General features: G+C 63.5%; 24 protein-coding genes and 1 tRNA gene. 14 read left to right on the top strand and 11 right to left on the bottom strand.

Annotated features, from left to right (window positions below; genetic code table 11):
• Positions 1-35: 35 nt before the first annotated feature.
• Genes NMP98_RS07895 through rad50 form a run of 3 tightly spaced genes read left to right on the top strand, consistent with a single transcriptional unit; the run spans position 36 to position 4,353 of the window.
• Entirely contained in the window at positions 36-368 is a 333-nt protein-coding gene (locus NMP98_RS07895) for a DUF7966 family protein (protein ID WP_254860970.1), read from the top strand.
• Positions 365-1,693, top strand: a complete 1,329-nt coding sequence (gene mre11, locus NMP98_RS07890) for a DNA double-strand break repair protein Mre11 (protein WP_254860969.1) — start codon at positions 365-367, stop codon at positions 1,691-1,693. The genes NMP98_RS07895 and mre11 overlap by 4 nt, the downstream gene beginning before the upstream one ends.
• Positions 1,690-4,353 (top strand): DNA double-strand break repair ATPase Rad50, encoded by a 2,664-nt coding sequence (rad50, locus tag NMP98_RS07885; protein WP_254860968.1) that lies wholly within the window; start codon positions 1,690-1,692, stop codon positions 4,351-4,353. The genes mre11 and rad50 overlap by 4 nt, the downstream gene beginning before the upstream one ends.
• A gap of 1 nt (position 4,354) precedes the next feature.
• On the opposite strand, the gene NMP98_RS07880 is transcribed toward rad50, so the two are convergent.
• Genes NMP98_RS07880 through NMP98_RS07870 form a run of 3 tightly spaced genes read right to left on the bottom strand, consistent with a single transcriptional unit; the run spans position 4,355 to position 5,336 of the window.
• Positions 4,355-4,768: a DUF7346 family protein gene (locus tag NMP98_RS07880; RefSeq protein ID WP_254860967.1), complete on the bottom strand. Its 414-nt coding sequence runs from the start codon at positions 4,766-4,768 to the stop codon at positions 4,355-4,357.
• On the bottom strand, positions 4,765-5,115 hold the full coding sequence (locus NMP98_RS07875; protein ID WP_254860966.1) for a DUF7322 domain-containing protein: 351 nt from the start codon (positions 5,113-5,115) through the stop codon (positions 4,765-4,767). The genes NMP98_RS07880 and NMP98_RS07875 overlap by 4 nt, the downstream gene beginning before the upstream one ends.
• Positions 5,116-5,144: 29 nt before the next feature.
• Positions 5,145-5,336, bottom strand: coding sequence for a DUF7331 family protein (locus tag NMP98_RS07870; RefSeq protein ID WP_254860965.1), 192 nt, complete (start codon positions 5,334-5,336; stop codon positions 5,145-5,147).
• Between the two features lie 160 nt (positions 5,337-5,496).
• Here NMP98_RS07870 and NMP98_RS07865 point away from each other — a divergent pair, with 160 nt between their 5' ends.
• The 4 genes from NMP98_RS07865 (at position 5,497) to sufD (ending at position 12,027) form a co-directional block, all read left to right on the top strand.
• Positions 5,497-8,277 carry a DNA-directed DNA polymerase gene (locus NMP98_RS07865; RefSeq protein ID WP_411911614.1) on the top strand — a complete coding sequence of 927 codons (2,781 nt, stop codon included), beginning with the start codon at positions 5,497-5,499 and terminating at the stop codon, positions 8,275-8,277.
• Positions 8,278-8,424: 147 nt separating this feature from the next.
• Entirely contained in the window at positions 8,425-9,336 is a 912-nt protein-coding gene (locus NMP98_RS07860) for an ABC transporter ATP-binding protein (RefSeq protein ID WP_254860963.1), read from the top strand.
• 52 nt (positions 9,337-9,388) lie between these two features.
• Entirely contained in the window at positions 9,389-10,813 is a 1,425-nt protein-coding gene (gene sufB, locus NMP98_RS07855; protein WP_254860962.1) for a Fe-S cluster assembly protein SufB, read from the top strand.
• Positions 10,810-12,027 (top strand): Fe-S cluster assembly protein SufD, encoded by a 1,218-nt coding sequence (gene sufD, locus NMP98_RS07850; RefSeq protein ID WP_254860961.1) that lies wholly within the window; start codon positions 10,810-10,812, stop codon positions 12,025-12,027. Before sufB ends, sufD begins: the two co-directional genes overlap by 4 nt.
• A gap of 36 nt (positions 12,028-12,063) precedes the next feature.
• Here the strand turns inward: sufD and NMP98_RS07845 are convergent, their stop codons facing one another.
• Positions 12,064-13,053 (bottom strand): DUF7972 family membrane protein, encoded by a 990-nt coding sequence (locus tag NMP98_RS07845; protein WP_254860960.1) that lies wholly within the window; start codon positions 13,051-13,053, stop codon positions 12,064-12,066.
• A gap of 117 nt (positions 13,054-13,170) precedes the next feature.
• On the opposite strand from NMP98_RS07845, the gene NMP98_RS07840 reads away from it, so the two are divergent.
• The 5 genes from NMP98_RS07840 to NMP98_RS07820 all read left to right on the top strand — a co-directional run bounded on the left by NMP98_RS07840 (position 13,171) and on the right by NMP98_RS07820 (position 16,098).
• On the top strand, positions 13,171-13,656 hold the full coding sequence (locus NMP98_RS07840) for a ferritin-like domain-containing protein (RefSeq protein WP_254860959.1): 486 nt from the start codon (positions 13,171-13,173) through the stop codon (positions 13,654-13,656).
• A complete protein-coding gene (locus NMP98_RS07835; RefSeq protein ID WP_254860958.1) occupies positions 13,653-14,090 on the top strand; it encodes a metal-dependent transcriptional regulator in 438 nt (145 codons plus the stop codon). Before NMP98_RS07840 ends, NMP98_RS07835 begins: the two co-directional genes overlap by 4 nt.
• 108 nt (positions 14,091-14,198) lie before the next feature.
• Entirely contained in the window at positions 14,199-14,876 is a 678-nt protein-coding gene (locus NMP98_RS19540; RefSeq protein ID WP_367997253.1) for an HNH endonuclease, read from the top strand.
• Between the two features lie 53 nt (positions 14,877-14,929).
• Positions 14,930-15,036, top strand: a tRNA-Gln gene (locus NMP98_RS07825).
• 72 nt (positions 15,037-15,108) lie between these two features.
• Positions 15,109-16,098, top strand: a complete 990-nt coding sequence (locus NMP98_RS07820; protein ID WP_254860957.1) for a hypothetical protein — start codon at positions 15,109-15,111, stop codon at positions 16,096-16,098.
• Positions 16,099-16,101: 3 nt separating this feature from the next.
• Here the strand turns inward: NMP98_RS07820 and NMP98_RS07815 are convergent, their stop codons facing one another.
• The 6 genes from NMP98_RS07815 to NMP98_RS07790 form a co-directional block, all read right to left on the bottom strand.
• Positions 16,102-17,172: an ATP-NAD kinase family protein gene (locus NMP98_RS07815; RefSeq protein WP_254860956.1), complete on the bottom strand. Its 1,071-nt coding sequence runs from the start codon at positions 17,170-17,172 to the stop codon at positions 16,102-16,104.
• A gap of 215 nt (positions 17,173-17,387) precedes the next feature.
• Positions 17,388-18,080, bottom strand: coding sequence for a competence/damage-inducible protein A (locus tag NMP98_RS07810; RefSeq protein ID WP_254860955.1), 693 nt, complete (start codon positions 18,078-18,080; stop codon positions 17,388-17,390).
• A 30-nt stretch (positions 18,081-18,110) separates the two neighbouring features.
• Complete coding sequence (locus NMP98_RS07805; RefSeq protein WP_254860954.1) at positions 18,111-18,926, bottom strand: DUF5803 family protein; 816 nt, start codon at positions 18,924-18,926, stop codon at positions 18,111-18,113.
• A gap of 3 nt (positions 18,927-18,929) precedes the next feature.
• Positions 18,930-19,607 carry a DUF2110 family protein gene (locus tag NMP98_RS07800; protein WP_254860953.1) on the bottom strand — a complete coding sequence of 226 codons (678 nt, stop codon included), beginning with the start codon at positions 19,605-19,607 and terminating at the stop codon, positions 18,930-18,932.
• Positions 19,608-19,610: 3 nt separating this feature from the next.
• The gene (gene tfe, locus NMP98_RS07795) at positions 19,611-20,150 is read right to left on the bottom strand and encodes a transcription factor E (RefSeq protein ID WP_254860952.1); all 540 of its coding nucleotides are present in this window, start codon (positions 20,148-20,150) and stop codon (positions 19,611-19,613) included.
• Between the two features lie 48 nt (positions 20,151-20,198).
• Complete coding sequence (locus NMP98_RS07790) at positions 20,199-20,744, bottom strand: tRNA (cytidine(56)-2'-O)-methyltransferase (RefSeq protein WP_254860951.1); 546 nt, start codon at positions 20,742-20,744, stop codon at positions 20,199-20,201.
• 87 nt (positions 20,745-20,831) lie between these two features.
• Here NMP98_RS07790 and NMP98_RS07785 point away from each other — a divergent pair, with 87 nt between their 5' ends.
• Positions 20,832-21,767 (top strand): NAD-dependent epimerase/dehydratase family protein, encoded by a 936-nt coding sequence (locus tag NMP98_RS07785; RefSeq protein WP_254860950.1) that lies wholly within the window; start codon positions 20,832-20,834, stop codon positions 21,765-21,767.
• Here the strand turns inward: NMP98_RS07785 and NMP98_RS07780 are convergent, their stop codons facing one another.
• Positions 21,768-22,103 carry a BsuPI-related putative proteinase inhibitor gene (locus NMP98_RS07780; RefSeq protein ID WP_254860949.1) on the bottom strand — a complete coding sequence of 112 codons (336 nt, stop codon included), beginning with the start codon at positions 22,101-22,103 and terminating at the stop codon, positions 21,768-21,770.
• A 75-nt stretch (positions 22,104-22,178) separates the two neighbouring features.
• Here NMP98_RS07780 and NMP98_RS07775 point away from each other — a divergent pair, with 75 nt between their 5' ends.
• A complete protein-coding gene (locus NMP98_RS07775; RefSeq protein ID WP_254860948.1) occupies positions 22,179-22,946 on the top strand; it encodes a DUF2797 domain-containing protein in 768 nt (255 codons plus the stop codon).
• Positions 22,947-22,959: the final 13 nt, after the last annotated feature.

The following is a 22,959-nucleotide window of genomic DNA, read 5'->3' as shown; positions in this document are numbered from 1 at the left end:
GACGGCTTTTATTCGAAGCCGCAGCCACAGCGCCCGTGGCGCCCGACGATACCCGAGACACCGACAGCGAACGCGTCAGGTCGGCGCTGCGCCGACTCGTAGCGCGTGAGGAGCAGGTCATCGAGCGCGCCGACGCCGCCACGGACGACCTCGATGCGGCACTCGCGTTTGTCGAATCCGTCGGCGTGGCCGAACTGGAGTGTGCCATCGAGCGCGCCGAGGACCCCACACGGGTAGCCCGCGGAAAGCGGGCGCTCCGTGCGTTCCGTCGGTTCCGGCGAGCGGCCGCCGGCGACCTCGACGCCGACCACTTTCACCGCGGTCGCGGAACCGATTTAAGACGTGACGGCGAACCTCCGTTCCAATGACACGGGTGATTCACACCGGCGACACCCACCTCGGCTACCGGCAGTACCACCGACCGGAGCGCCAACGGGACTTCCTCGAGGCCTTCCGCCGGGTCGCCGAGGACGCGGTCGAACTCGGCGTCGACGCCGTCGTCCACGCCGGCGACCTCTTTCACGACCGCCGGCCCGGACTGGGGGACCTGCTCGGCACCATCGACGTACTCGAGACGCTCGACGACGCCGATATCCCGTTTCTCGCAATCGTGGGCAACCACGAGACGAAACGCGAAGCCCAGTGGCTGGACCTCTTCGAGGCGATGGGGCTGGCGACGCGACTCGGCTCGGCGCCCGTGACGATAGGTGACACCGCCTTCTACGGTCTCGATTTCGTCCCGCGCGCCCAGCGGGAGGACCTCGAATACGAGTTCGACTCCCACGACGCCGACCACGCGGCGCTCGTCTCCCACGGGCTGTTCGAACCGCTCGTCCCCAACTACGGCAACGTCGAGTGGAACGCCGCGGAAGTCCTCGCGGCGTCGAACGTCGACTTCGACGCGATGTTGCTCGGCGACGAACACGCCGCGACTCGACAGGAGGTCGACGGCGTCTGGGTCACCTACTGTGGCTCCACTGAACGCGCCAGCGCCAGTGAGCGCGAAGAGCGCGGCTACAACATCGTCGAGTTCGACGGCGAGGTCCACCTCTCACGGCGAGGCATCGATACCCGGGAGTTCGTCTTCGTCGACCTCGAACTCTCCGAAAGCGAGGGGTTCGAGCGCGTCCGCGAGCGCCTCCGCGAACAGGACCTCGACGGCGCGGTCGTCATCGTCGACCTCGCCGGCGACGGCGAGGACGTCTCGGCAGCTCGCATCGAGGAGTTCGCCGACGAGCGGGGGGCGCTCGTCGCCCGCGTCAACGACCGCCGGGAGGTCAGCGACGACCCCGACGTGGAGGTGTCATTCGCCGACCCCGACGAGGCGGTCCGAGAGCGGGTTCGCGAACTCGGACTCAGCGACGCCGCACGAAACCTCGACGAGACCATCCGTGCGAGCAAGGTGGCCGACTCAAACGTCGCCGACGAAGTCGAACGACGGGTCGGCGAACTGCTGGAGACTCCCGAAGCGTTCGACGCCGCTTCCGACTCCGACCCCGAAACGGTTGCCGACCGACTCGAGGACGGCGATAGCGACGACACCGAGGCCGACGATGGTCCCAGTTCCGACCCGGAAGTAGTCGAGGAGATGCCCGATGATGCCGACGCCACGCCGACAGAACCGACCGCGACGGATACCGGACCGGCCACAGCCGACGGTGACGGTCAGTCGTCCATGGAGGATTATCTGTGAGGTTCGAACGCGTCCGTCTCCGGAACTTTAAGTGCTACGCCGACACTGACCTGTCGCTTCGCTCCGGCGTGACAGTCATCCACGGCGTCAACGGCAGCGGGAAGTCCTCGCTGTTGGAGGCGTGTTTCTTCGCACTGTACGGCACCGACGCCATCGACGGCACGCTCGACGGCGTCATCTCCAACGACGCCGAGGAGATGCTCGTCGAGTTGTGGTTTACGCACAACGGCTCGGAGTACCGCGTCGAGCGGGAGGTGAAACTCCGCGGCGATACTGCACAGACGACGACGTGTGTCCTCGAAACCCCGGACGGACCCATCGAGCAGGTGACGGCCGTCGAGGGCCACATCGAGCAGTTGCTCCGGATGGACGCCGAGGCGTTCGTCAACTGCGCGTACGTCCGGCAGGGCGAGGTGAACAAACTCATCAACGCCTCCCCGAGCGAGCGACAGGACATGATAGACGACCTCCTCCAGTTGGGGAAACTGGAGGAGTACCGCGAGCGCGCCAGCGACGCCCGCGTCGGCGTCGGCCGCGTCCGCGACGACAAACAGGGTGCGCTCACCCAAATCGAAGAACAAATCGAGGCGAAAGAGGACAAGGACCTCCACGACCGACTCAACGCGCTGCAAAGCGAGTTGGCGGAGGTCCAAGACGACATCGCCGACAAGGAGGAAAACCGCGACGAGGCCCGCCAGACGCTCGAAGATGCCGAGAGCGTCCTCGAGGAGTACGAACAGCGCCGCGAGGAGATAGACGACCTCGGCGAGGAAATCGAATCGCTCGCCTCGACAATCTCGGAGACGGAAGGGGAACGCGAAGCCCTGAGCGAACGAATCCGGTCGCTTCGCGAGGCGACGGAGACGCTACGCGAGGAACTCGACTCCACACTCGCCGAGACCGAACTCGAGGCGGCCGACCCCGAGGCAGTCGAGGACCGCCTCGAGGCGCTCGACGGCGAGGCCGAAGACATCCGAGATGCTATCGAGGAGCGTCGACTCGAAGCCCAAGACCACGCGGGCGACGCCGAAACCAGCCGCGAACGGGCCAGCGAACACCGCGAGGCAGCCAGCGAGGCCCGCGAACGGGCCGAAGAACTCGAAGCCGAAGTCGAGACGGCCACGGAGGAACTCGAGACCAAACGAGAGGAGGTGGCCGAACTCGGCGAGGAAATCGAGGCGCTACGCGAGGAACTGACCGACGCGCCGGTCGCTCGCGAGAACGTCGAGTCCCACCGCGACGACATCGACGAGGAACTGACGGCCGCCAAGGAGCGCGTCGCGGAGTTGCGGACCGACCTGAAGAACGCCCGCGAAACGGTCGCCGAGGCCGAACGCTTGCTGGAGGAGGGCAAATGTCCCGAATGTGGCCAGCCAGTCGATGGTTCGCCACACGTCGAAACCATCGACGAGGACCGAGAGCGCGTCGAGGAACTCGAATCCGAACTGGAGGCCGCCGAGGAGCGTGTCGAGGAACTGACCCGGAAGCGTACGCGGGCCGTCGAGTTGGTCGAAACCGAAACCGAGCTTTCCCGACTCGAAGACTCGAAGGAAAGCGTCGAGACGCTGGTCGAACAGAAGGCCGAATCGGTCGAGGAGAAGACAAACCGCGTCGAGGAACTCAGGACGGAGGCCGACGACCACGAGACGGCTGCCGAGGAGGCAATCGAGGCGGCCGAGACCGCCGAGGAGAAGGCACAGCAGGCCCGAGAAGCAATCGGAGAGTTGAACGCCGAGAAGGCGACGCTGGACGAACGGCGCCAGCGGCTCCAACGGGTCGCGGAGTTGCTCGACGATATCGACGAAAATGAACGCGAGGTCGAACGGCTTCGGACCGAGCGGGACAACAAGGCCGAACAGAACGACCTCCGACGCGAGCAGTTGGCCGACAAACGCGACCGGAAGGCCGAACTCGAAGAGGCCTTCGACGAATCGGCGATGAAAGGGGCCAAACAGGACAAGAAGAAAGCCGAGAGTTACCTCGACGACGTAGAGCCGTATCTGGAGGAGAAACGCGAACGCCGGGACGAACTCCAGAACGCCATCGGTGCGGTCGAGAACGAACTGTCGGAGCTCGAAGAACTCCGGGACCGGCGCGAGGAACTCCAACGAACGGTCGACCGACTCCAGTCGCTGTACGAGGAGGCCCACGAACTCCAGCAGACCTACGCCGACCTTCGTGCGGAACTCCGACAGCGAAACGTTCAGAGATTGGAGGCGATGCTCAACGAGACCTTCGAGTTGGTGTATCAGAACGACTCGTATGCGCGCATCGAACTCCACGGCGATTACGAACTCACCGTCTACCAGAAGGACGGGACGCCACTTGACCCCGACCAACTCTCCGGCGGCGAGCGGGCGCTGTTCAACCTCTCGCTGCGGTGTGCCATCTATCGGCTGCTGTCGGAGGGCATCGAGGGCGAGGCACCGACGCCACCGCTCATCCTCGACGAGCCGACGGTGTTCCTCGATTCGGGTCACGTCTCGAAACTCGTCGAATTGGTCGAATCGATGACCGACCACGGTGTCGACCAAATCGTCGTCGTCAGCCACGACGAGGAGTTGGTCGGTGCGGCCGACGACCTCGTGGCGGTACGGAAAGATCCCACGACGAATCGCTCCTCTGTCGAGCGCTCGGCGACCGTCGAGGCGCTGTCGTAGGCTACCGGAGTTCGGCCAGTCCGTCGCGTGCGAGGTCGGTAAGTTGGTAGCCGCGCTCGCCGACCACGTCGGCCTCGGCGACCAATCCGGCCGCTCGGAGTTCGCCGAAGAGGCCGTGGAGGTCGGACTCACAGAGGTCGTACGTGCCGAGAACTTCCCGGACGGACATCGGGCCGCGCTCGTCCAACTCGACGAGAAGCCCGAGCGCCTGTTCGGAGTGAACGGCGGTGAGGATTCGTCGGGACGCCTCGGGCACGGCGCCTGCGGCGAGTTCCAGCGGCGAGTCGCCGGTCATGGTCAGTTCCTCGTTCGGGAGGTACCGCTCTTCGCCGGTTTCGGGGTCGTAAACGAGACTCGACTCGCCGGATTGCTTGACGAGCAGATAACGGTCGCCGCCGTGTTCGACGGCTTTCACGACTCATCACCGCCGTCGGTAGTCGTACCGTCGGTGAACTCCCCGCGTTTGTACTGCCAGTAGTAGCGCCCGGCGAAGACGGCGGCGGCACCGCCGGCGGCCAGCGCCGCGCCGCCGACCTCAGTGTCGCCGCGGAAGTAAATCAACAGCGCGCCGAGCGAGAGGCCGAACAGCGCGACGTTGAGCATAATCGCGCTGCCGACGAACGCCCGGAACAACCCCTCGGGGACTGATTCTAAGGTCTCCGCGTCGATGTCGGTCGCGTCGGGTGCGTCGGGGCCGAGGCTGTCGGGGTCGAACTCTTCGGGTTCGTCGGGCCACGGTTCGTCGTCGCTGAACGGGTCCACAGCGGGATAATGGCCCCCGAAAGCAAAAACTACGCGACCTCGTCGAGGTCGAGGACGTGTTCCGTCTGTATCCACGCAAGGGGGTTCTCCGCGTCGTAGAACACCACGCCCTCCTCTGTCTCGTACGACTCCGTCGTCTCGACGGCGTCGGCAACCACCGGTTCGGGGCGCTCGGAAGCGCCCGCACTGTCCTGCTCAGACGTCGCATTGGGTTCGGGCATGGTGTGTCACCGAACTTTGGTAGGATGTGTCATTGTAAAGCCCTTGTGGCTGTGACATGCGGTGACACGGGCGCTGTGTTGGGCGAATAGCTTATGTTTCTCCGATAGAACACCGAGGTTTTACCGGTGAGGGCGAAGCAGTCAACCTATGGAACAGGGCATGGAGCAGGGAACGCTCGGAAGTTTCGGTGGCGGGAGCGACGACGCCCGCCCCGCTGAGGAGGCCGCCGCCGTCGCGGAATCGTCGGAGACTGGCGCCGACGTAATCGACATCTCCGACCACCGGTTTCCCGATGCCGACGGTCACGTCGAGTGCTGTGTCACGCAGGTCGACTACACCATCGAGGGAAGCGGTGACGACGAACATCCCGTGCTCCACGTCTTCGGCCGCACCGACGACGACACCGTCCACGTCCGAGTCTACGGATTCCGGCCGTACTTTTATACGCCAATCACGGACCTCGACCTCGCGGTCGACGCCGACGACCCGCTGACCGACCCCGACATCGTCGATTCTAGGCTCGACCACGACCGCCTGACCGGTGTCGAAACCTACGGCGACCGTGCCGCCGCTGGCGAGGACATCGGTGCCCACGACGAACAAGAGGTCGTCGTCTACGAGTCCATCCGCGGCGAGAAACTGTGTAAGGTGTTCGGCCAGACGCCCCGTGACGTGGGCCAACTCCGTGACCGATTCGACCACTACGAAGCGGACATCCTCTTTCCCAACCGCCTGCTCATCGACAAGGACATCACCAGCGGCGTTCGGATTCCGGTCCGGGAACTCGACGACGGCAGTCTGAAAGTACATCACACCGAACTGGAGGCTGTCGACTACTCCGTTACGCCCCGCGTCCACACCCTCGACATCGAGGTCGACGACCGCCACGGCTTCCCCGAGGACGGCGAACAGACCATCATCTGTCTCACCGCCCACGACTCCTTCGACGACGAGTACGTCGTTTGGCTGTACGAATCGCCGGAAGGCGTCCCCGGGCCGGAAGCAGTCGACGAGTACGACCCCATCGGCGACGGCGACATCGCCGTCGACCTCCGTACGTTCTCCGAAGAGGCCGAAATGCTCGTCGACTATCTCGATTATATCGACGAGACCGACCCCGACGTGCTGACCGGGTGGAACTTCGACGACTTCGACGCCCCATACCTCATCGACCGCATCGACCGTCTCGCCTCCCGACATGACCGACTGAACTCCAACCGTCTTTCCCGGGTGAACGAGGTGTGGGACTCCGGATGGGGCGGCCCGAACGTAAAGGGACGGGTCGTCTTCGACCTCCTGTACGCCTACCAGCGCACGCAGTTCTCCGAACTCGACTCCTACCGCCTCGACGCCGTCGGCGAGGAGGAGTTGGGTGTCGGCAAGGAGCGCTACCCCGGCGACATCGGCGACCTCTGGGAGGATGACCCCGAGCGCCTGCTGGAGTACAATCTCCGGGACGTGGAGTTGTGCGTCGAGTTGGACCGCAAACAGAACATCGTCGACTTCTGGGAGGAGGTCGCCTCCTTCGTCGGCTGTAAACTCGAAGACGCGACGACGCCCGGCGACGCCGTCGACATGTACGTCCTCCACAAGATTCACGGCGAGTACGCACTCCCCTCGAAAGGCGCCGTCGACGCCGAGGAGTACGAAGGTGGCGCCGTCTTCGACCCGATTTCGGGCGTCAAGGAGATGGTCTCCGTGCTGGACCTGAAGTCACTCTACCCGATGTGTATGGTGACCATCAACGCGTCTCCTGAGACGAAGGTCAACCCCCAATCCTACGACGGTGAGACCTACGTCGCTCCCAACGGCACCCACTTCCGAAAAGAGCCGGACGGCATGATACGGGCGATGGTCGACGAACTCCTCGAAGAGCGCGAGGAGAAGAAATCGCTCCGCAACGACAACGACCCCGGAACCGACGCCTACGAGACCTACGACCGACAGCAGGCAGCTGTCAAGGTTATTATGAATTCACTGTACGGCGTTTTGGGATGGGACCGATTCAGGCTCTACGACAAGGAGATGGGCGCGGCCGTGACCGCCACCGGCCGGGATGTCATCGAGTTCACTGAGTCCGCTGCCGCCGACCTCGACAAGGAGGTCATCTACGGTGACACTGACAGCGTCATGCTCGAACTAGAGCACGACATCTCCAAAGAGGAGGCCATCGAGCAGTCCTTCGAGATAGAGGAACACATCAACGACGCCTACGACGAGTTCGCGGCGGAGCTCAACGCCGACTCCCACCGCTTCCAAATCGAGTTCGAGAAACTGTACCGGCGGTTCTTCCAGGCGGGCAAAAAGAAACGCTACGCCGGCCACATCGTCTGGAAGGAGGGCAAAGACGTCGACGACATCGACATCACGGGCTTCGAGTACAAGCGCTCGGACATCGCGCCGATAACGAAGGAGGTCCAAAAGCGCGTCTTGGAGATGATTGTCACCGGGGCCGACCCCGAGGACATCAAGGAGTACGTCCATGAAGTCATCGAGCGCGTGCAGGCCGGCGACGTGAGCCTCGACGAAATCGGGATTCCGGGCGGCATCGGGAAGAAACTCGACAACTACGACACCGACACGGCCCAGGTGCGGGGCGCGAAGTACGCGAACCTCCTCCTTGGGACGAACTTCGCCAGCGGGTCGAAGCCGAAACGGCTGTATCTGAAGAAAGTCCACCCGGAGTTCTTCCGGGAGGTAGAGGCCGAGATGGGACTCGACCCCTCGGAGGACCCCCTCTACGGGGAGTTCAAACGCGACCCGGACGTCATCTGTTTCGAGTTCGACGACCAGGTTCCCGACGCCTTCGAGGTAGATTACGAGAAGATGCTCGATAAGACGCTGAAAGGCCCAATCGCCCGCATCCTCGAAGCCCTCGATATCTCATGGGACGAGGTCAAGACCGGACAGACCCAGACCGGGTTGGGCAACTACTTCTGACGAGGTCTGTCTCTGGGTCGTTTCCGGCTGTGTTCGTGGCGTGGTGACTTATCTCAAAGAAAAATTATTTTTCGAATCCACAACCCAAACCACCAGAACCCGAAACCATTATCAGCGTCACGCCCCCATGTTCAGTCAGCATCTACTATGGCGACGTTAGAAATCAGCAATCTGCACGCAGAGGTCGCCGAAGAGGGTGGGGAGACCATCCTCCGCGGCGTCGATCTCGAGGTAAAATCCGGTGAGATTCACGCCCTGATGGGCCCCAACGGCTCCGGGAAGTCGACGACAGCGAAGATCATCGCTGGCCACCCTGCCTACGAGGTCACCGACGGGGAAGTACTCCTCCACATCGAGGAAGACGAGTTCGAGGGCATCGACGTCGACGACGACCAGTTGACGTGGAACCTCCTGGAGTTGGAACCCAACGAGCGCGCCGCGCTCGGTATCTTCCTCGGCTTCCAGTACCCCGCCGAAATCGAAGGCGTCACGATGGTCAACTTCCTCCGAACGGCACTCAACGCCAAACTCGAGGAGCGTGAGGAACTGTTCGAGGGCGAGGACGACGAAGACGCCGAAGACGACGACGAAGCCGGCTACGACACCTCCCCGATGGAGGGCAACATGGATGATGGCGCCGTCGGCGTCGCCGAGTTCCAGGAACTGCTCGCCGAGAAGATGGAACTGCTCGACATGGACGAGAAGTTCGCCCACCGTTATCTCAACGCCGGCTTCTCCGGCGGCGAGAAGAAACAAAACGAGGTACTGCAAGCAGCCATCCTCGAACCGTCCATCGCGGTGCTGGACGAAATCGACTCGGGGCTCGACATCGACCGTCTGCAGGACGTCTCCGACGGCATCAACGCCCTCCGAGACGAGCAGGGCACCGGCATCCTCCAGATTACCCACTACCAGCGCATCCTCGATTACGTCGAACCGGACCACGTTCACGTGATGCTCGACGGCCAAATCGCCAAGAGCGGCGACGCCAGCCTCGCCGAGAAACTCGAGGACAAGGGCTACGACTGGGTCCGCGAGGAAGTCTACGAGACCGCGTAACCGGTTTCGGTAACGCATAGCCTCATATGAACACAGACGTAAACACCACACAATGAGTTCCGAAGACCTACAAGACACCGACACCGAGGCCCGATTCGAGTTCAAGAAGGAGGAGAGTTCCGCCTTCCAGACCGAGAAGGGTCTCACCGAGGAGACCGTTAGGGTCATCTCGGAGGACAAAGACGAACCGGAGTGGATGCTCGAACGGCGGCTCCGTGCCCTCGAGCAGTTCCAGGAGATGCCGATGCCGACTGACTGGCCCGGCCAGCCGGACCTCAGCGAGGTCGACATCGACGAAATCGTCCCATACATCCGACCGGACATCGAGGCACGCGGCGGCGCCGAGAGCTGGGAGGACCTCCCCGAGGAGATTCAGGACACCTTCGACAAACTGGGCATCCCGGAAGCCGAAAAGAACGCCCTCTCGGGCGTCGGCGCCCAGTATGAGTCCGAAATCGTCTACCAGAACATGCAGGAGCAGTGGGAGGAAAAGGGCGTCATCTTCTGTGACATGGACAAGGCCGTCCAGGAACACGAAGAAATCGTCCGCGAGTACTTCATGACGAAGTGCGTTCCCCCGAGTGACAACAAGTTCGCCGCGCTACACGGCGCCATCTGGTCCGGCGGCTCGTTCGTCTACATCCCGGAGGACACCACGGTCAACATGCCGGTCCAGGCGTACTTCCGGATGAATAGCGAGGGGATGGGCCAGTTTGAGCACACGCTCATCATCGCCGAGGAAAACTCCGAAGTCCACTACATCGAGGGCTGTTCCGCGCCGAAGTACTCGGCGTTCAACCTCCACTCCGGCGGCGTGGAAGTGTTCGTCAAGGAAGGCGCCCACGTTCAGTACTCGACCGTCCAGAACTGGTCGAAGAACACCTACAACCTCAACACCAAACGCGCCATCGCCGAGAAGGACGCCACGATGGAGTGGGTCTCCGGTTCGATGGGCTCGAAGGCGACGATGCTGTATCCGAGCACCATCCTCAAAGGCCCCGGCGCGACGGACAACCACATCACCATCGCCTTCGCAGGCGAAGGACAGAACATCGACACCGGCGCGAAGGTGTATCACAACGCGCCGAACACGAAGTCGACCATCGAGTCCAAATCCATCAGCAAAGACGGCGGCCGAACGAACTACCGCGGTCTCGTCCACATCGCCGACGGCGCCGAGAACTCCTCGACGTCCGTCGAGTGTGACGCGCTGATGTTCGACAACGAGTCGACCAGCGACACGATGCCGTACATGGAAATCGAGGAGTCGAAAGTCGACGTGGCCCACGAGGCGACCGTCGGCAAAATCGGCGACGAGGACGTCTTCTACCTCCAGTCGCGCGGACTGGACGACGACGACGCAAAGCAGATGATTGTCGCCGGCTTCATCGAGCCGATTACGGAAGAACTACCCATCGAGTACGCGGTCGAACTCAACCGCCTCATCGAACTCGAAATGGAGGGGTCGCTCGGATGAGCACGCAGGTACACGCATCCATCGACGAAGCGACGGTTCGGCAGATTTCCGATGAACTCGACGAGCCGGAATGGTTGCTGGAGACGCGCCTCGAGGCCCTCGAGGCCCTCGACGACACCGCGTTCCCCGATGTCATCCAGACACCCGGTCGCAAGTGGACGAACCTCGAAGGACTCGACTACGAGAGCCTCGTCGACCCCCTCGATGCGGCCGAAGAGAAAGACCAGGTCGGTCCCGACGACGTGGAGGTACTCCCCTTCGCCGAGGCAGTCGAGGAACACGGCGACCTCCTCGAAGAGCGCTTCGGCAGCGTCGTCGACCCCCAGACGAACTACCTGACTGCGCTGTCGACGGCGCTGTTCACGACCGGTACGGTCATCTACGTCCCGGAGGGCGTCGACGCCGAGGACGTGACCATCCGGACGACGATGAACTCCCGGTCGCTGTTCAACTACACCCTCGTCGTCGCCGAGGAATCGTCCTCGGTGACGATTCTTGAACGACAGGAGACCGGTGACGAAGTGGAGGGCAACCGCTACTACAGCGGCATCGTCGAAGTCGCCGCCGCCGAGAACAGCTACATCCAGTTCGGCAACCTTCAGGACCTCGACGAGACGACCTACACCTACACCCTGAAGGAGGCAACCATCGACACCTACGGGACGGTCGACTGGATCGACTGCAACGTCGGGTCGCATCTCACGAAGTCCTCCGTCGAGAGCCACCTCGACGGCGACTCCTCGGAGTCGAAAATCGTCGGTGCGTTCTACGGTCACAACGACCAGCACTTCGACATCGACGCCCGCGTGTGGCACAACGCCGAGCACACGACGGCGGACCTCGTCACTCGCGGCGTCATCGATGACGAGGCTCGCTCGGTGTACGAGGGCGTCCAGAACGTCGGCCGCGAAGCCTGGGACACCAACTCCTACCAGCGGGAGAACACCCTGATGTTGAGCGACGAGAGCGAGGCCGACGCCTCCCCGAAACTCATCATCAACAACCACGACACCGAGGCCTCCCACAGCGCGACGGTCGGGCAGGTCAGTGCCGAGGACATGTTCTACATGACCTCCCGTGGCGTCCCCGAGCGGCTGGCGAAGAACATGCTCGTCGAGGGGTTCTACGTCCCCGTCCTCGAGGAAATCGAGGTCGAGGAACTCCGCGAGGACTTCGAAGGTCGCATCCGCGACCGACTGCAGGCACGAGAGTAACGCGGTACCGTTCGTTTTCGGGTTTTCCAGCGACGCTCAGCCGTCGGTGTCGCGGTCGGTCTCGCGGAGGATGAACGGGCCGATTGAGAGCGTCCGTCCGGTCACCGTCGCGATGCGCAACACGTAGGCGAGGAGAACGGCGAACGGTGCGACCGACACCGCGACGGCGCCGCTGACGAGTATCACGCCCACGTCCACCCCTGCCAGCGTCCCCGTGTACGATTCGAGGTCGACGAACAACAGGACGGCGACGCTGACGATGAGCGAAGGGACGGCGGTGTAAGTTACCGTCCGCGAGAGGTCGATGAGTTCGGCTTGGAAGTACAGCGTCTTGAAGTGCTCGCGGGCCGGCCCGAACAGTCGCAGGGCGTCGATGAGGTTTTCGAGGGGGTCTCGGGTTTCCGACGACACGTCCGCCAGTGTCCGCTGTGCGACGTAGAGTTTCCAGGAGTAGTTGAAATCCAGTGCCGAGCGGACGACGTCGAACTCGCCGAAGGTCGCACCGTCGAGTCGGTCGGCGACGGTGTCGGCATTCCGCGTGGTGCTGTCGAGCATCGCTTCGAGGTCATCGGGCGGGTCACTCGACCGAACGGCCTCCGCTCTGTCGGCGATTTCCTCGATTAACGCTCGGAGGAACGCCGACGGTTCGGCGGGTGGCGTCTCACCGAGGAGTTCGGCCACGTCGTCGCGGAACGACATCGCCCCGTCCATCCGTTCGCGCTGGTCGCCGACGGCGCCGAGTTCCTGTGAGAGGACGAGTTGGTTCAACGTGAGGACGACGGTGACGCCGGTGACCGTCGCGCCGATGAACGCTTGGAACGCCGTCTCGACGGGGTCGTCGGTACGCAGTGCCACACTCGCGTCCGGGATGACGAGGGAGGCGGCCACGATGCCGAGGAAAACGAACGCGAGGATGCCGCTGGCGACGAGTCGTCGCTCGACATCGAGGAGGAGATACAGGAGTGCAGTGTGGCCGCCGGAGCGTTCCCGCATTCGGTCGGCTGGCCCGCCGTTGCCGTCTCCCATGGGTGTTCGTTCTCGAAACAGGGATAAAAAGCCGGGGTCAAGGGAACCCCTTAAGTCGCCGCGGTGCCGACGCGTGAGTATGACCGGCGCACCGTTCACAAACCGCGAGGTGGAACGATGAGTCTCACCTACCCGGTCGCGTCGGACCACCAACTCGCGCGCCTGCTGCAAATCGGGATGGTCCTCGAAGAGGTCGTCGAGGCCCGGGCACACAAACACTACGAGACGCTCGACGACGCGGAACTCGACCCCGACATCGTCTCGCTTCTGGAACACGCCGCAGAGGAGTCCGCCGAGCACCGCAAACGCCTCGAAACGCTCGTCGACGAACTCGACGCCGACCCCGTGGCGTACGACGAAATTGAGCAGTTGGTCGCCGCCCGCTACGAGTCGGACACCGACTTCGACGGCGTGCTCTACGACCAGTTGTGCAACGAGGAAACCGCCTACAAGTTCTACGACGACCTCATCGAGGCCATCGAGAGTTCGGACGTACAGTTTACCGTCGACCGCGAACGGCTGCTCGAGACCCTCCGCAGTATTCGTGAAGAGGAAAAAGAGGGCGTCGAGGAAGTGACGGAACTCATGGAGACGCGAACATGAACACACAGGACCAGTATCTGAAGGCCATCTACCTCGTACAGGAACAGGAGGACGGCCCCGCCTCGACCGGCGCAATCGCGGACCTCCTGGAGGTCAGTCCCGCCAGCGCCAACGAAATGATCGGCAAACTCGAAGGCCACGGCCTCGCTGACCACGAGAAGTACAAGGGCGTCTCGCTGACCGACGAGGGTATCGTTCGAGCGCGGGACGCCCTCCAGACGTACTGCATCATCGAGCGGTTCCTCTGGGAAGTCCTCGAAGTCGAGGAGTTCCGCACGGAAGCCAAACAGCTCGAAAGCGTCATCGACGAGACGGTCGCAGAGCGACTCGACACCATCATCGACCGGCAGGACTGCTGTCCGGACTGCTTCGACGCCGAAACCGACGCCTGCGAACTGCTGGACGTTGCGTTGGAGTCAGAGGCGGCGGATTAGTTTCACTTTCAATCCGGCTGGATTCGGTTTAATTTATCCCACCTACTCGGTCTGTCTGTGAGCCACGCGTGTCCGACTTGTGGGAAAGCATTGAGCACGAAACGAGGAATGCGCCAGCACCACACCAAAGTCCACGGAGACCCGCTCCCGAACCGGGAGTGCAAAGGATGTGGAACGGAGTTCTACGACGAGAAGGCACGGCGCGTCTTTTGTGATGGTTGTAATCCGAACGCCGGCGAACACAACGGCAACTGGAAGGATGCGAAGGAGACCACCACCTGTGAGGCATGCGGGACAGAATTCGCGTATTACCCATCCGACAAAAACGGCCATTTTTGCTCGAAATGTGTCGAAATGGAGGGGACGTTCGAGGGCACTCGCTTCTGGCGACGGGGCGAGCGAGTGGAGAGCGAATGCGATTACTGTGGCGAGATTCGTATGGTGCTGAAATCCGACGTAGAGCGCGGACAACAGCGATTCTGTAGTGAAGAGTGCCTTTCCGAGTGGATGTCTGAAAACTGGCGGGGGGAGAACCATCATCAATGGGAAGGTGGCACCGCGGATTACACTGGAAAATGGCGGTCAGTTAGACGAGAGGCGCTGAAACGAGACGACTACGAGTGCCAACGATGTGGAAAAACGAAAGAAGAGATGGGACGAAACCCTGATGTCCACCACCTGATTCCCGTTCGCTCGTTTGACGACCCACAAGATGCCCATCGTCTACTGAATCTCGTTTGTCTTTGTCGTCGGTGTCACGCCATCGTTGAGAACAACACCAAGTGAGTGGTGACTGAAAGAGTAACTCTATTGTACGGCCAGCGAATAGACGCGGGTGGAGTCCCGTGGTGTAGTGGCCAATCATATGGGCCTTTGGATAGATTTCTGACTTATGTCAGAATCTAGAAGATAGCCCATGACGGCAGTTCGAATCTGCCCGGGACTACTATACTATATCTTACACTTTATACGGTCCGACCACCAATCTATAACTCCTCTCCTTTCGGGAACCCAACACATGAACCCCGACCCCAACGAGCCGGTGATGGAGTGGCCCCTCGCCGTCGGCGACCCCGGTCGTGAGGTGTGGTACTCGCTGGTGAGCTCGCGGGACGCTTCGGTCGCCTTCTGGTATCGCTACACGCTGTTGTCGACCGAAAGCGGTCGACAGGAGGGTCGGCTGTGGGCGGCACTGACCGACCGCGAGACGCCCGAGAACTCGACGTTCGTCTCGAAGGCGTTCGCCTTCGAGGAGGTCTGGCCCGACAGCGACCCCTTCGAGTTGACCATCGGCGACGGCGTCCTCACCTCTTCGTCGGCGAGTGGCAGTGTCGATGAGGTGTCGTGGGACCTCGAATACGACCCAGACACCTACGCGTTCACGCCACTGCGGAGCGAGCGACTCACCGACGTGTTGTCGAAGACCATCGGGACGGGCAAACACTGGAGTCGGAACCAATCCGTGTTCATGTCCGGCGAGATTACGGTCGGCGACCGGACCATCGAACTCGAAGACGCGCCGGGCCATCAGGGGCACACGCTGTCGAGTGACCCTCCCGAGCAATGGACGTGGGTGCAGTGTAACGATTTCGCCGAAGACGAGACGGCCGTCCTGGAGGCGCTCCGACTCGACGACAACCTCTCGCTGTGTTTCCGCATCGACGGCGAGGTGTACCCACTCAATCGCGTGAAACACGTCGTCCCGTGGAGTCCCTCGGCGAACCGAACCCTCCACGACGAACCGGGTCACTGGCGGTTCCGCGGCGAGGGCGAAGGCATCGAACTACAGGCGACCGTTGAGGCCGACACCGACCACTGGCAGACGGTGTCGTACATGGCGCCGGACGACGCCCTCCGGTACAACGCACACTGCTCGCTGTCGGATGTGACACTCACCTACAGCCTCGACGGCGGCCCGGCGACGACGATAACGAGCGACGCCGCCCGCGCGGAGTGGGTCAGCACCGACCCACCAATCGAGGGCGAGTATCTCCCCGAGTGGGACTGACGGTCAGACGACTTTCAGCAGGCGGCGTTCGAACTTCCCGACGCGGACGCGCTGCCAGCCCCGCAACGCCTCGTCGAGTTCGGGGTCGCCCGTGTCGACCCGGAGGACGCCGATATCGTCGAGTTTCTGTTTGGAGGCGATGACTTCGATATCCGAGCGCTGGATAACTTCGGGGGAGATTTGGTCGTTGCCACGGCCGAAAATGAACCCCTGTCCGCCGATGGGGGAGACGACGATGACGTTGCGCTCGCCGAGGGAAGCGAGGATGTCGGACTCGCTGGCGTCGGCCGCGAGAACGCTATCCCCGCGCCACACGTCGACGCCCAGTGGCGACCCGTTGAACCCGAGTTCGGTCTTGACGGCGTCGACCGTAGAGCCGGGCCCGAGCACGTAGGTCGCGTCGTCGTCGCGGATGTCGCCGGCGACGGCGGCCGCGAGCGCTTCGACGGTACCGCCGCCGATTTGCTTCGAGGACTGTATCTCGTCGCCGACGGGGACTTCGACGAGCGCTTTCAGTTCGGTGTTCACGTCGCCGCCGCGGTAGGCGTCCTCGTCGATGTCGTTGACCTCGCGGGTTTCGGTTCGCTCGAAGGTGGTGGCGATGCGGCCGGCGGCCCGGGGAGTGACCGCGAACACCGACGAGTACACCTTCACGCCACCGGGGACGCCGAGCACCGGAACCTCACCGTCGATGTCTTCGAGGGCCTCGGCCACGTCGACGGCAGTCCCGTCGCCGCCGACGAACAACACGAGGTCGACGCCGGCCTCGACGAGTCGCCGAACGGCCTCGCGGGTGTCGGCCGAGGCGGTCTCGTCCGTTTCGGAGTCGCCGACGACGACGGGGTCGAACCCGGCGGCGACGGCCTCGTCTTCGCCCATCACACCGCCGTAGGTGTACAACTCGACCTCGACGGGCTGTTCGCGCAGGTGTTCCAGCGCCTGTCGAGCGCGGGTCGGTGCCCGCGGTTCGGCGCCGCGGCGGCGGGCCTCCTCGACCTTGTTGTCGGTACCTTTCAGCCCGACGCGGCCGCCCATCCCCGCGATTGGGTTGACCACGAGCCCGATGCGTCGCATACCGGAGCACGGGCCGCCCCGGCCAAAAACGACGCGGTCCGTCAACCCCACCGCTCGAAAGGGAATTTATTAAGAGCGGCCCCCGGCAACGAAACGGCATGTACATCCCACTGCAGGAGAACGTCAACGAACTCGCTATCAACGCCTCCGGCTGGCTCGTCTTCGCTGCCTGTCTGCTCATCACCGTCGGCTGGCTGTGGTATCTCTACCGATAATCAGGCCTCGACCGCGTCGGCTCGCTCCCGGAGCCACGCTTCGGCCGCTTCGATGGCTGCCTCGTCGGTACTCTCGATTTTCACCCGGACGAACTCGCCGGGATAGCTTCCGACTTTCACGCCGAAGCGCTCCTGTAACTCGTTGAATCGCTCGACGAGGGCGCTTTCGGGTTCGTCGACGACGACTTCGGTGACGTGGCGTCGCTCGCCTTCGAAGTCGTCTTTTATCGCCTCGAACATCGCTTTCATCTCCGTGGGAACGCCCGGCAGGACGTAGACGTTCTCGATGACACAGCCGGGTGCGACGCCTTCGGGGTTGTGTATCGGCTCCGAACCGACCGGAAGGTCGGCCGTCCCCGCCGCGAGGTCCGCGGCGTGGTAACCGCCCTCGGCGTCGAGCCACTCGAGTGCCGCCTCGTTCGTCTCGACGCTCCGGCCGAAGGCGGCGGCGACGCCATCCATCGTCATGTCGTCGTGCGTCGGGCCGAGACCGCCCGTCGTGACGACGGCGTCGTACTCCGCTCGGTACTCGTTGACGACGCGTGCGATGTCGGCGATGCGGTCGGGGACGACCGTCGTCCGCTCGACGGTTACACCACGTTCGGTGAGTCGTTCGCCGAGCCACGCGGCGTTCGTGTTGACGGTGTCACCGGAGAGCAGTTCGTCGCCGACACACACCACAGCGATGTTCATACACGGCGTAGGTGAGCCACCCGGTAAACCTCAACGCATTCCCGGCGGTGGCCCGTCGCCGTCGTCGTCGTACTCGATGTCGATGCCCTCCTCCTGGCGGCGTTCCTTCGCTCGCTGTATCTGCAGGTAGTAGTAGACGCCGCCAACGAGGCCGATGAGGGTCCCGATGGCAGCCAGTCCGCCGAACAGCCAGATGTCGCGGTTGAGGTACCACCGCAGGACGAGCACCGAGCTATCGAGGTTCTCCCAGGTCAGGACGACGCGGTCGCCGACTTCGCGGCGGTCGTCGTTTTCGGGGCGAACCTGTGACAACAGCGGAATCGAGGCGTCCGTGTTCGGGGGCAGCGCGACCTCGTAACTGCCGTTGACGGGTGTTTCGACGGTTAGCTGTTTTCCGTTCCGGGGCGTCGTGAAGGCAAGTTGGCCCTCCTCGGCCGGCAACTCCACGATTGAGCGCTGTCGGGTGCTGTCGACTTCGAGTGTGTCGACGGTTTCACCGGTGTCTGTGCGGACGACATCGCCGTCGCTGGTGTAGCGCAACACCGTCCCGTTGGGGTAGCGGAACTGCAGGCCGCGTAGCTCCAAGGGCCGCTCGACCGCCAGCGCGTCGGTGGTGTACAACTCGATTTCGCCCTCGTCACCGACCGTCTTCCGTGAGACGTTGTAGACGGCGGTGTAGTTGTCGCGGTTGAGGACGAGTGAGGCGTCGTAGTCGGTGTCGTAGTCGTAGTTGGCATCGGCCGACAGCGCCTCGGGGTCGTCGACGTTGGCGCCGAAGATGGCCGTACAGCCGGATAATCCGAGGAAACAGACGAGGGCGACGGCGGCGAGGAGGCGTCGGTTCATGGCTCAGTCGGTGACGACGACGAGTAACTCCGAGCGGAGGTGCGGGCCGATGTCGGAGAGCAGTCCCGGGCCGTCGGTTTCCTCACGGCAGATGATGCTCTGTTCGAGCAGACCGAGGCGCTCGACGGTGACGATGTCCTCGGCGTGGCCAGACCGGTTGACGGTCGCCCGAACCTCCGCACGCGTCGCGCTGTTGACGTTCACGCGGTCGGTTCCGCGCGTCCACTCGTACAGTCGGTCCCGCTCGTCGTCGGCGAGGCGGGCCGGTTCGTCCGCTTCGCCCTCGACGAACCGAAGCGGCATGTGCTGGACGAGGCCGAACCGCCTGCGAATCTGGTCGGGATTGCCCTGTCCCAAGCCGAGTTCGTCGGCCGGAATCCGGACCGGTTCGCCCGCATCGAGGATGAACCCTTCGTCATCCCACGATTCCAGCGTGCCGACGTACGTTTCGCTGGCGTCGCGGTGTGGCGTGACTGCACCCCACTCCTCGGCCAACAGGTTCCGTGCCACGGGTGCGTCCTCGCCGGTAATCGTCACCGACGGGAAGCCGTCGTCTCGAAGCCCGACGGTGAATTCGACGTCGAGGTCCGCGAGGTCGTTTTCGACGAGCGACGTCAGTGAGTCCAACGACCGCTGCTTTGCATCGCCGCCGACGTACAGTTTCGTTGCGAGAACGACCATCGACTACGCTTCCGCCCCGTCGGTCCCTTCGTCTATGTGTAGTTCCTCGCGCAACTCCTCGATGCGTCGGTCCATCGCGTCGACGAGCCGCTGGTTGTCCATCGTCTCCAGCGGGCCGCCACAGTCGGGACATTCGAAGCCGAACTCCATTGCTTCGCCGAACTCGAAGCGGAGTTGGCAGTTGTTACAGAGGTAGAACTCGTTGTCCTGTTCGTAGCTGCGGCGCTCTTCGAGCGACTCCAACAGCCGGTGCATCTCCTCTTCGAGCTGTTCGGGGATGTTCTCGTACTCGAAGGTCCACAGATAGGTGAGCCACCCGGAGTCCTCGTCGCGGAGCCGGCGGTACGTCGCGAGGTCGTTCTCGTAGAGAATGAACAGCGCCCGACGAACGTCGTTGAGCTCAAGGCCGAGCTCCTCGGCGAGTTCCTCGTCTGTCACCTCGCCGTCCGGCGGTGCGGCCGCGACCGGCATCCCCGTCGGCCCCACGAGTTCGTGGAGGTACTTCTGAATCACGGGGTCGTTCAACAGTTCGTCAAAAGCCATTGTGTAAACGTGCGCCAGCGAGTCGTTTAAAAGCTCCGCTCCCGGATTCTACTCCTCCTCGTCGACCGGCTCGACCTGCTTCCCCGTGGCCTTCGGAACGACTTCGTGGCTGGCGCCGACCCACTCGCGGTCGAGTTCCCGCCCCTCGAACAGTCGGTCGAGAAACACCGCCAGTCCGGCCACCTCCGAGTGGGGCTGGTTCGTCACGCCGACGTTGTAGTCGGCGGCCTCGTAGACGTCGAAGGAGACTTTCTCGGCGCCGACGACGACGAGAACCGGTCCCTCCTCGAAGTCGGCTCGAACGTCGGCCTCCACGTCCTGTACCGGCAGGCCGTACATCGTGAGGTGGACGACGATGCCGTCGAACTCCCGGAGGAGTTTCCGGTGGCTGTCGGTCAACTCCACCTCGAAGGGACCACCGAAGCGGTCGGTGATGTCCGCGATGGTCTCGGCCGATTGCGAGGCGTCGCCCGAAATGACCACCCGGTCGGCGCCGAGCGCCCGCGCGGTGAGTCCGACGTGGGTGGTCATCCGGTTGTCCCGGCCCGGGCGGTGGCCGAGACGGAGGACGCACACCTCGTTTCCCTGTTGCATGCCCGTTGCTTTCCGGTCGACGGCTTAGGGGGTTTCGGAACGGCCGCTCTCGAAACCGACTTACGCTCGCCACTCCCAGCGCCGCCAATGAACCTCTCCGGCAAGCGGCTCTGTATCACCGGTGGCGCGGGTTTCGTCGGCTCACACCTCGCCGACCGTCTCGTCGCCGACAACGAAGTCGTCGTCGTCGACCGCCTTGGCAACGGCCGCCGCGAGTGGGTCCCCGACGACGCCGAGTTCGTCGAAGGCGACCTGCGTGAAGACTCGGTCGTCGCCAGAGCCATCGACGAAGACACCGACGCGGTGTTTCACTTCGCCGCCGACAAGGCGGTCGACAGCGACGCCCCCAACGAACAGTTCCGGCTGAACACGGAGTTGACCGCGACCGTCCTCGAACGGATGCGGTCGGTCGGCTGCGAGCACGTCGCCTTCACGTCCTCCTCGACGGTGTACGGCGAGGCCCCGCGCCCGACGCCCGAGGACTACGCACCGCTTGAACCCATCAGCATGTACGGCGCCGCGAAGTTGGCCGAGGAGTCGCTGTTGTCGGTGTACGCCAACAGCTACGGCTTCCAGGTGTGGAACTTCCGATTCGCCAATATCGTCGGCCCGCGGCTCCAACTCGGCGCGGTCATCCCCGACTTCATCCACAAACTCCGAGAGGACTCCTCCGAATTAGAAATCCTCGGCGACGGGAGACAGGAGAAATCCTACATGCACATCGACGACTGCATCGACGCGATGTGTTACGTCGTTAATAATGCCGACACGGCGATGAACACCTACAACCTCGGAACGCGGACGACGACCTCGGTGCGCACCATCGCCGACATCGTCGCCGCGGAGATGGACCTCGACCCCGCCTACTCCTTCACCGGCGGCGACCGCGGGTGGGTCGGCGACGTGCCACGAATGAGACTCTCCGTCGAGAAACTCGCCGGCCTCGGATGGAAACCGGAGGGTTCGTCCGACGACGCCGTCCGGCGGGCGGTTCGAGAATTGCTTGCGGCCGACTTCGAGTAGCTACACCGAAAACGGGGTGCGCGCCGACACGTCATCCTCCAGGATTCGGAGCGTCGCCTCGGCGGTGTAGTCACCGGGCTTTGGGTCCGGCCATGTCTCCTCGAAGGTGGCCGCTTCGCCGGGCTGGAGGTCCGCCGAGGTGAGGACCTGTGCGAAGGCCTCGCCGTCGCTGTAGCGCCACACCTCCGTGTCGTCCTCGTAGACGGTGAAGTCGGCCCGACAGGCGTCCCGAAACGTCACTTCGAGCGGGGTGTTCCCGGGATTGACGACGGTGAACGTAAAGCGGACGCCGTCGCCGACGGTCACCTCCAGCGCCGCATCGAGCATGGACTCCATTCGTTCTCCTTCATAAAAGGGTTGTCACGAATCCGCGAAGAAACGCCTAAAGCCGCGCCCGGACTACGTGGAGGCGTGCAAGTCGTCGGCTACGAGTCGGGTGCGGGCCGGGAGACAGCGGCCGCGCTGTTGGTCGCCACCGACGGCGTCGTCGAGCGGGAATCGCTGGAAGCGGGCCGGCAACTCCAGTGGTCCCTCGGGAAGCGCCGCTGTGCCGGTACCGTCGACGGAACCGACCACCTCGCCTGTGAGAACCCCACGGCGCCGTACTGTGAGGCCCACGACTCGACGTGGGTGTGTGCCCGCTGTACCGGCACGTGTCTGAAGGCAGAGATGGACTGCTATCAGAGGCATGCCGTCTACTTCGCGGCGTTCGCGCCGAAGACGTTCAAGGTCGGCGTGACGAAACTGCGCCGGCTTGAGACCCGCTTCCGCGAGCAGGGCGCCGACCGCGGTGCTCACCTCTACACCGTCGAAAACGGCCGTATCGCGCGGGAAATCGAGGCGGAACTCGCCGCCGACCTCCCGATTCCCGACGCCGTCCGCGTGCCGACGAAAATCGATGGGATGGGACGGACCGTCGACGAGGCCGCCTGGACCCGTCTGCTCTCGGAGTTCGACGTACAGGGAACCTATGCCTTCGAGTACGGACTGGCCCTCGAGGCCGCGCCGGTCGCCGAGACGCTCGCCTCGGGGACGGTTCTCGGGACGAAAGGCCGTGTACTCCTCCTCGAACGGGATGGGGGGACCTTCGCCGTCGACATGCGTGACCTCGTCGGCTACGAACTCCGGGAGGGTTCCTCCGCACGGCAGTTGCAGTCGAGTCTCGGCGCGTTCGGCTGAGTTCCGGCCACAG

Origin of the sequence: Natronomonas gomsonensis, assembly GCF_024300825.1 — an archaeon.
In the GTDB taxonomy this organism is placed as follows: domain Archaea; phylum Halobacteriota; class Halobacteria; order Halobacteriales; family Haloarculaceae; genus Natronomonas; species Natronomonas gomsonensis.
The sequence above is the reverse complement of the archived record's forward strand: the minus strand, read 5'-3'. Positions and strand labels throughout refer to the sequence as shown.

Coding starts and splice junctions, on each gene's coding strand:
- NMP98_RS07815 (WP_254860956.1), bottom strand. CDS start 17,172: ATGCGACGCATCGGGCTCGTGGTCAACCCAATCGCGGGGATGGGCGGC.
- NMP98_RS07845 (WP_254860960.1), bottom strand. CDS start 13,053: ATGGGAGACGGCAACGGCGGGCCAGCCGACCGAATGCGGGAACGCTCC.
- NMP98_RS07860 (WP_254860963.1), top strand. CDS start 8,425: ATGGCGACGTTAGAAATCAGCAATCTGCACGCAGAGGTCGCCGAAGAG.
- NMP98_RS07870 (WP_254860965.1), bottom strand. CDS start 5,336: ATGCCCGAACCCAATGCGACGTCTGAGCAGGACAGTGCGGGCGCTTCC.
- NMP98_RS07820 (WP_254860957.1), top strand. CDS start 15,109: ATGAACCCCGACCCCAACGAGCCGGTGATGGAGTGGCCCCTCGCCGTC.
- NMP98_RS07780 (WP_254860949.1), bottom strand. CDS start 22,103: ATGGAGTCCATGCTCGATGCGGCGCTGGAGGTGACCGTCGGCGACGGC.
- mre11 (WP_254860969.1), top strand. CDS start 365: ATGACACGGGTGATTCACACCGGCGACACCCACCTCGGCTACCGGCAG.
- tfe (WP_254860952.1), bottom strand. CDS start 20,150: ATGGCTTTTGACGAACTGTTGAACGACCCCGTGATTCAGAAGTACCTC.
- NMP98_RS07835 (WP_254860958.1), top strand. CDS start 13,653: ATGAACACACAGGACCAGTATCTGAAGGCCATCTACCTCGTACAGGAA.
- NMP98_RS07790 (WP_254860951.1), bottom strand. CDS start 20,744: ATGCAACAGGGAAACGAGGTGTGCGTCCTCCGTCTCGGCCACCGCCCG.
- NMP98_RS07810 (WP_254860955.1), bottom strand. CDS start 18,080: ATGAACATCGCTGTGGTGTGTGTCGGCGACGAACTGCTCTCCGGTGAC.
- NMP98_RS07840 (WP_254860959.1), top strand. CDS start 13,171: ATGAGTCTCACCTACCCGGTCGCGTCGGACCACCAACTCGCGCGCCTG.
- NMP98_RS07785 (WP_254860950.1), top strand. CDS start 20,832: ATGAACCTCTCCGGCAAGCGGCTCTGTATCACCGGTGGCGCGGGTTTC.
- NMP98_RS07865 (WP_411911614.1), top strand. CDS start 5,497: ATGGAGCAGGGAACGCTCGGAAGTTTCGGTGGCGGGAGCGACGACGCC.
- sufD (WP_254860961.1), top strand. CDS start 10,810: ATGAGCACGCAGGTACACGCATCCATCGACGAAGCGACGGTTCGGCAG.
- NMP98_RS07805 (WP_254860954.1), bottom strand. CDS start 18,926: ATGAACCGACGCCTCCTCGCCGCCGTCGCCCTCGTCTGTTTCCTCGGA.
- NMP98_RS07800 (WP_254860953.1), bottom strand. CDS start 19,607: ATGGTCGTTCTCGCAACGAAACTGTACGTCGGCGGCGATGCAAAGCAG.
- sufB (WP_254860962.1), top strand. CDS start 9,389: ATGAGTTCCGAAGACCTACAAGACACCGACACCGAGGCCCGATTCGAG.
- NMP98_RS19540 (WP_367997253.1), top strand. CDS start 14,199: ATGCGCCAGCACCACACCAAAGTCCACGGAGACCCGCTCCCGAACCGG.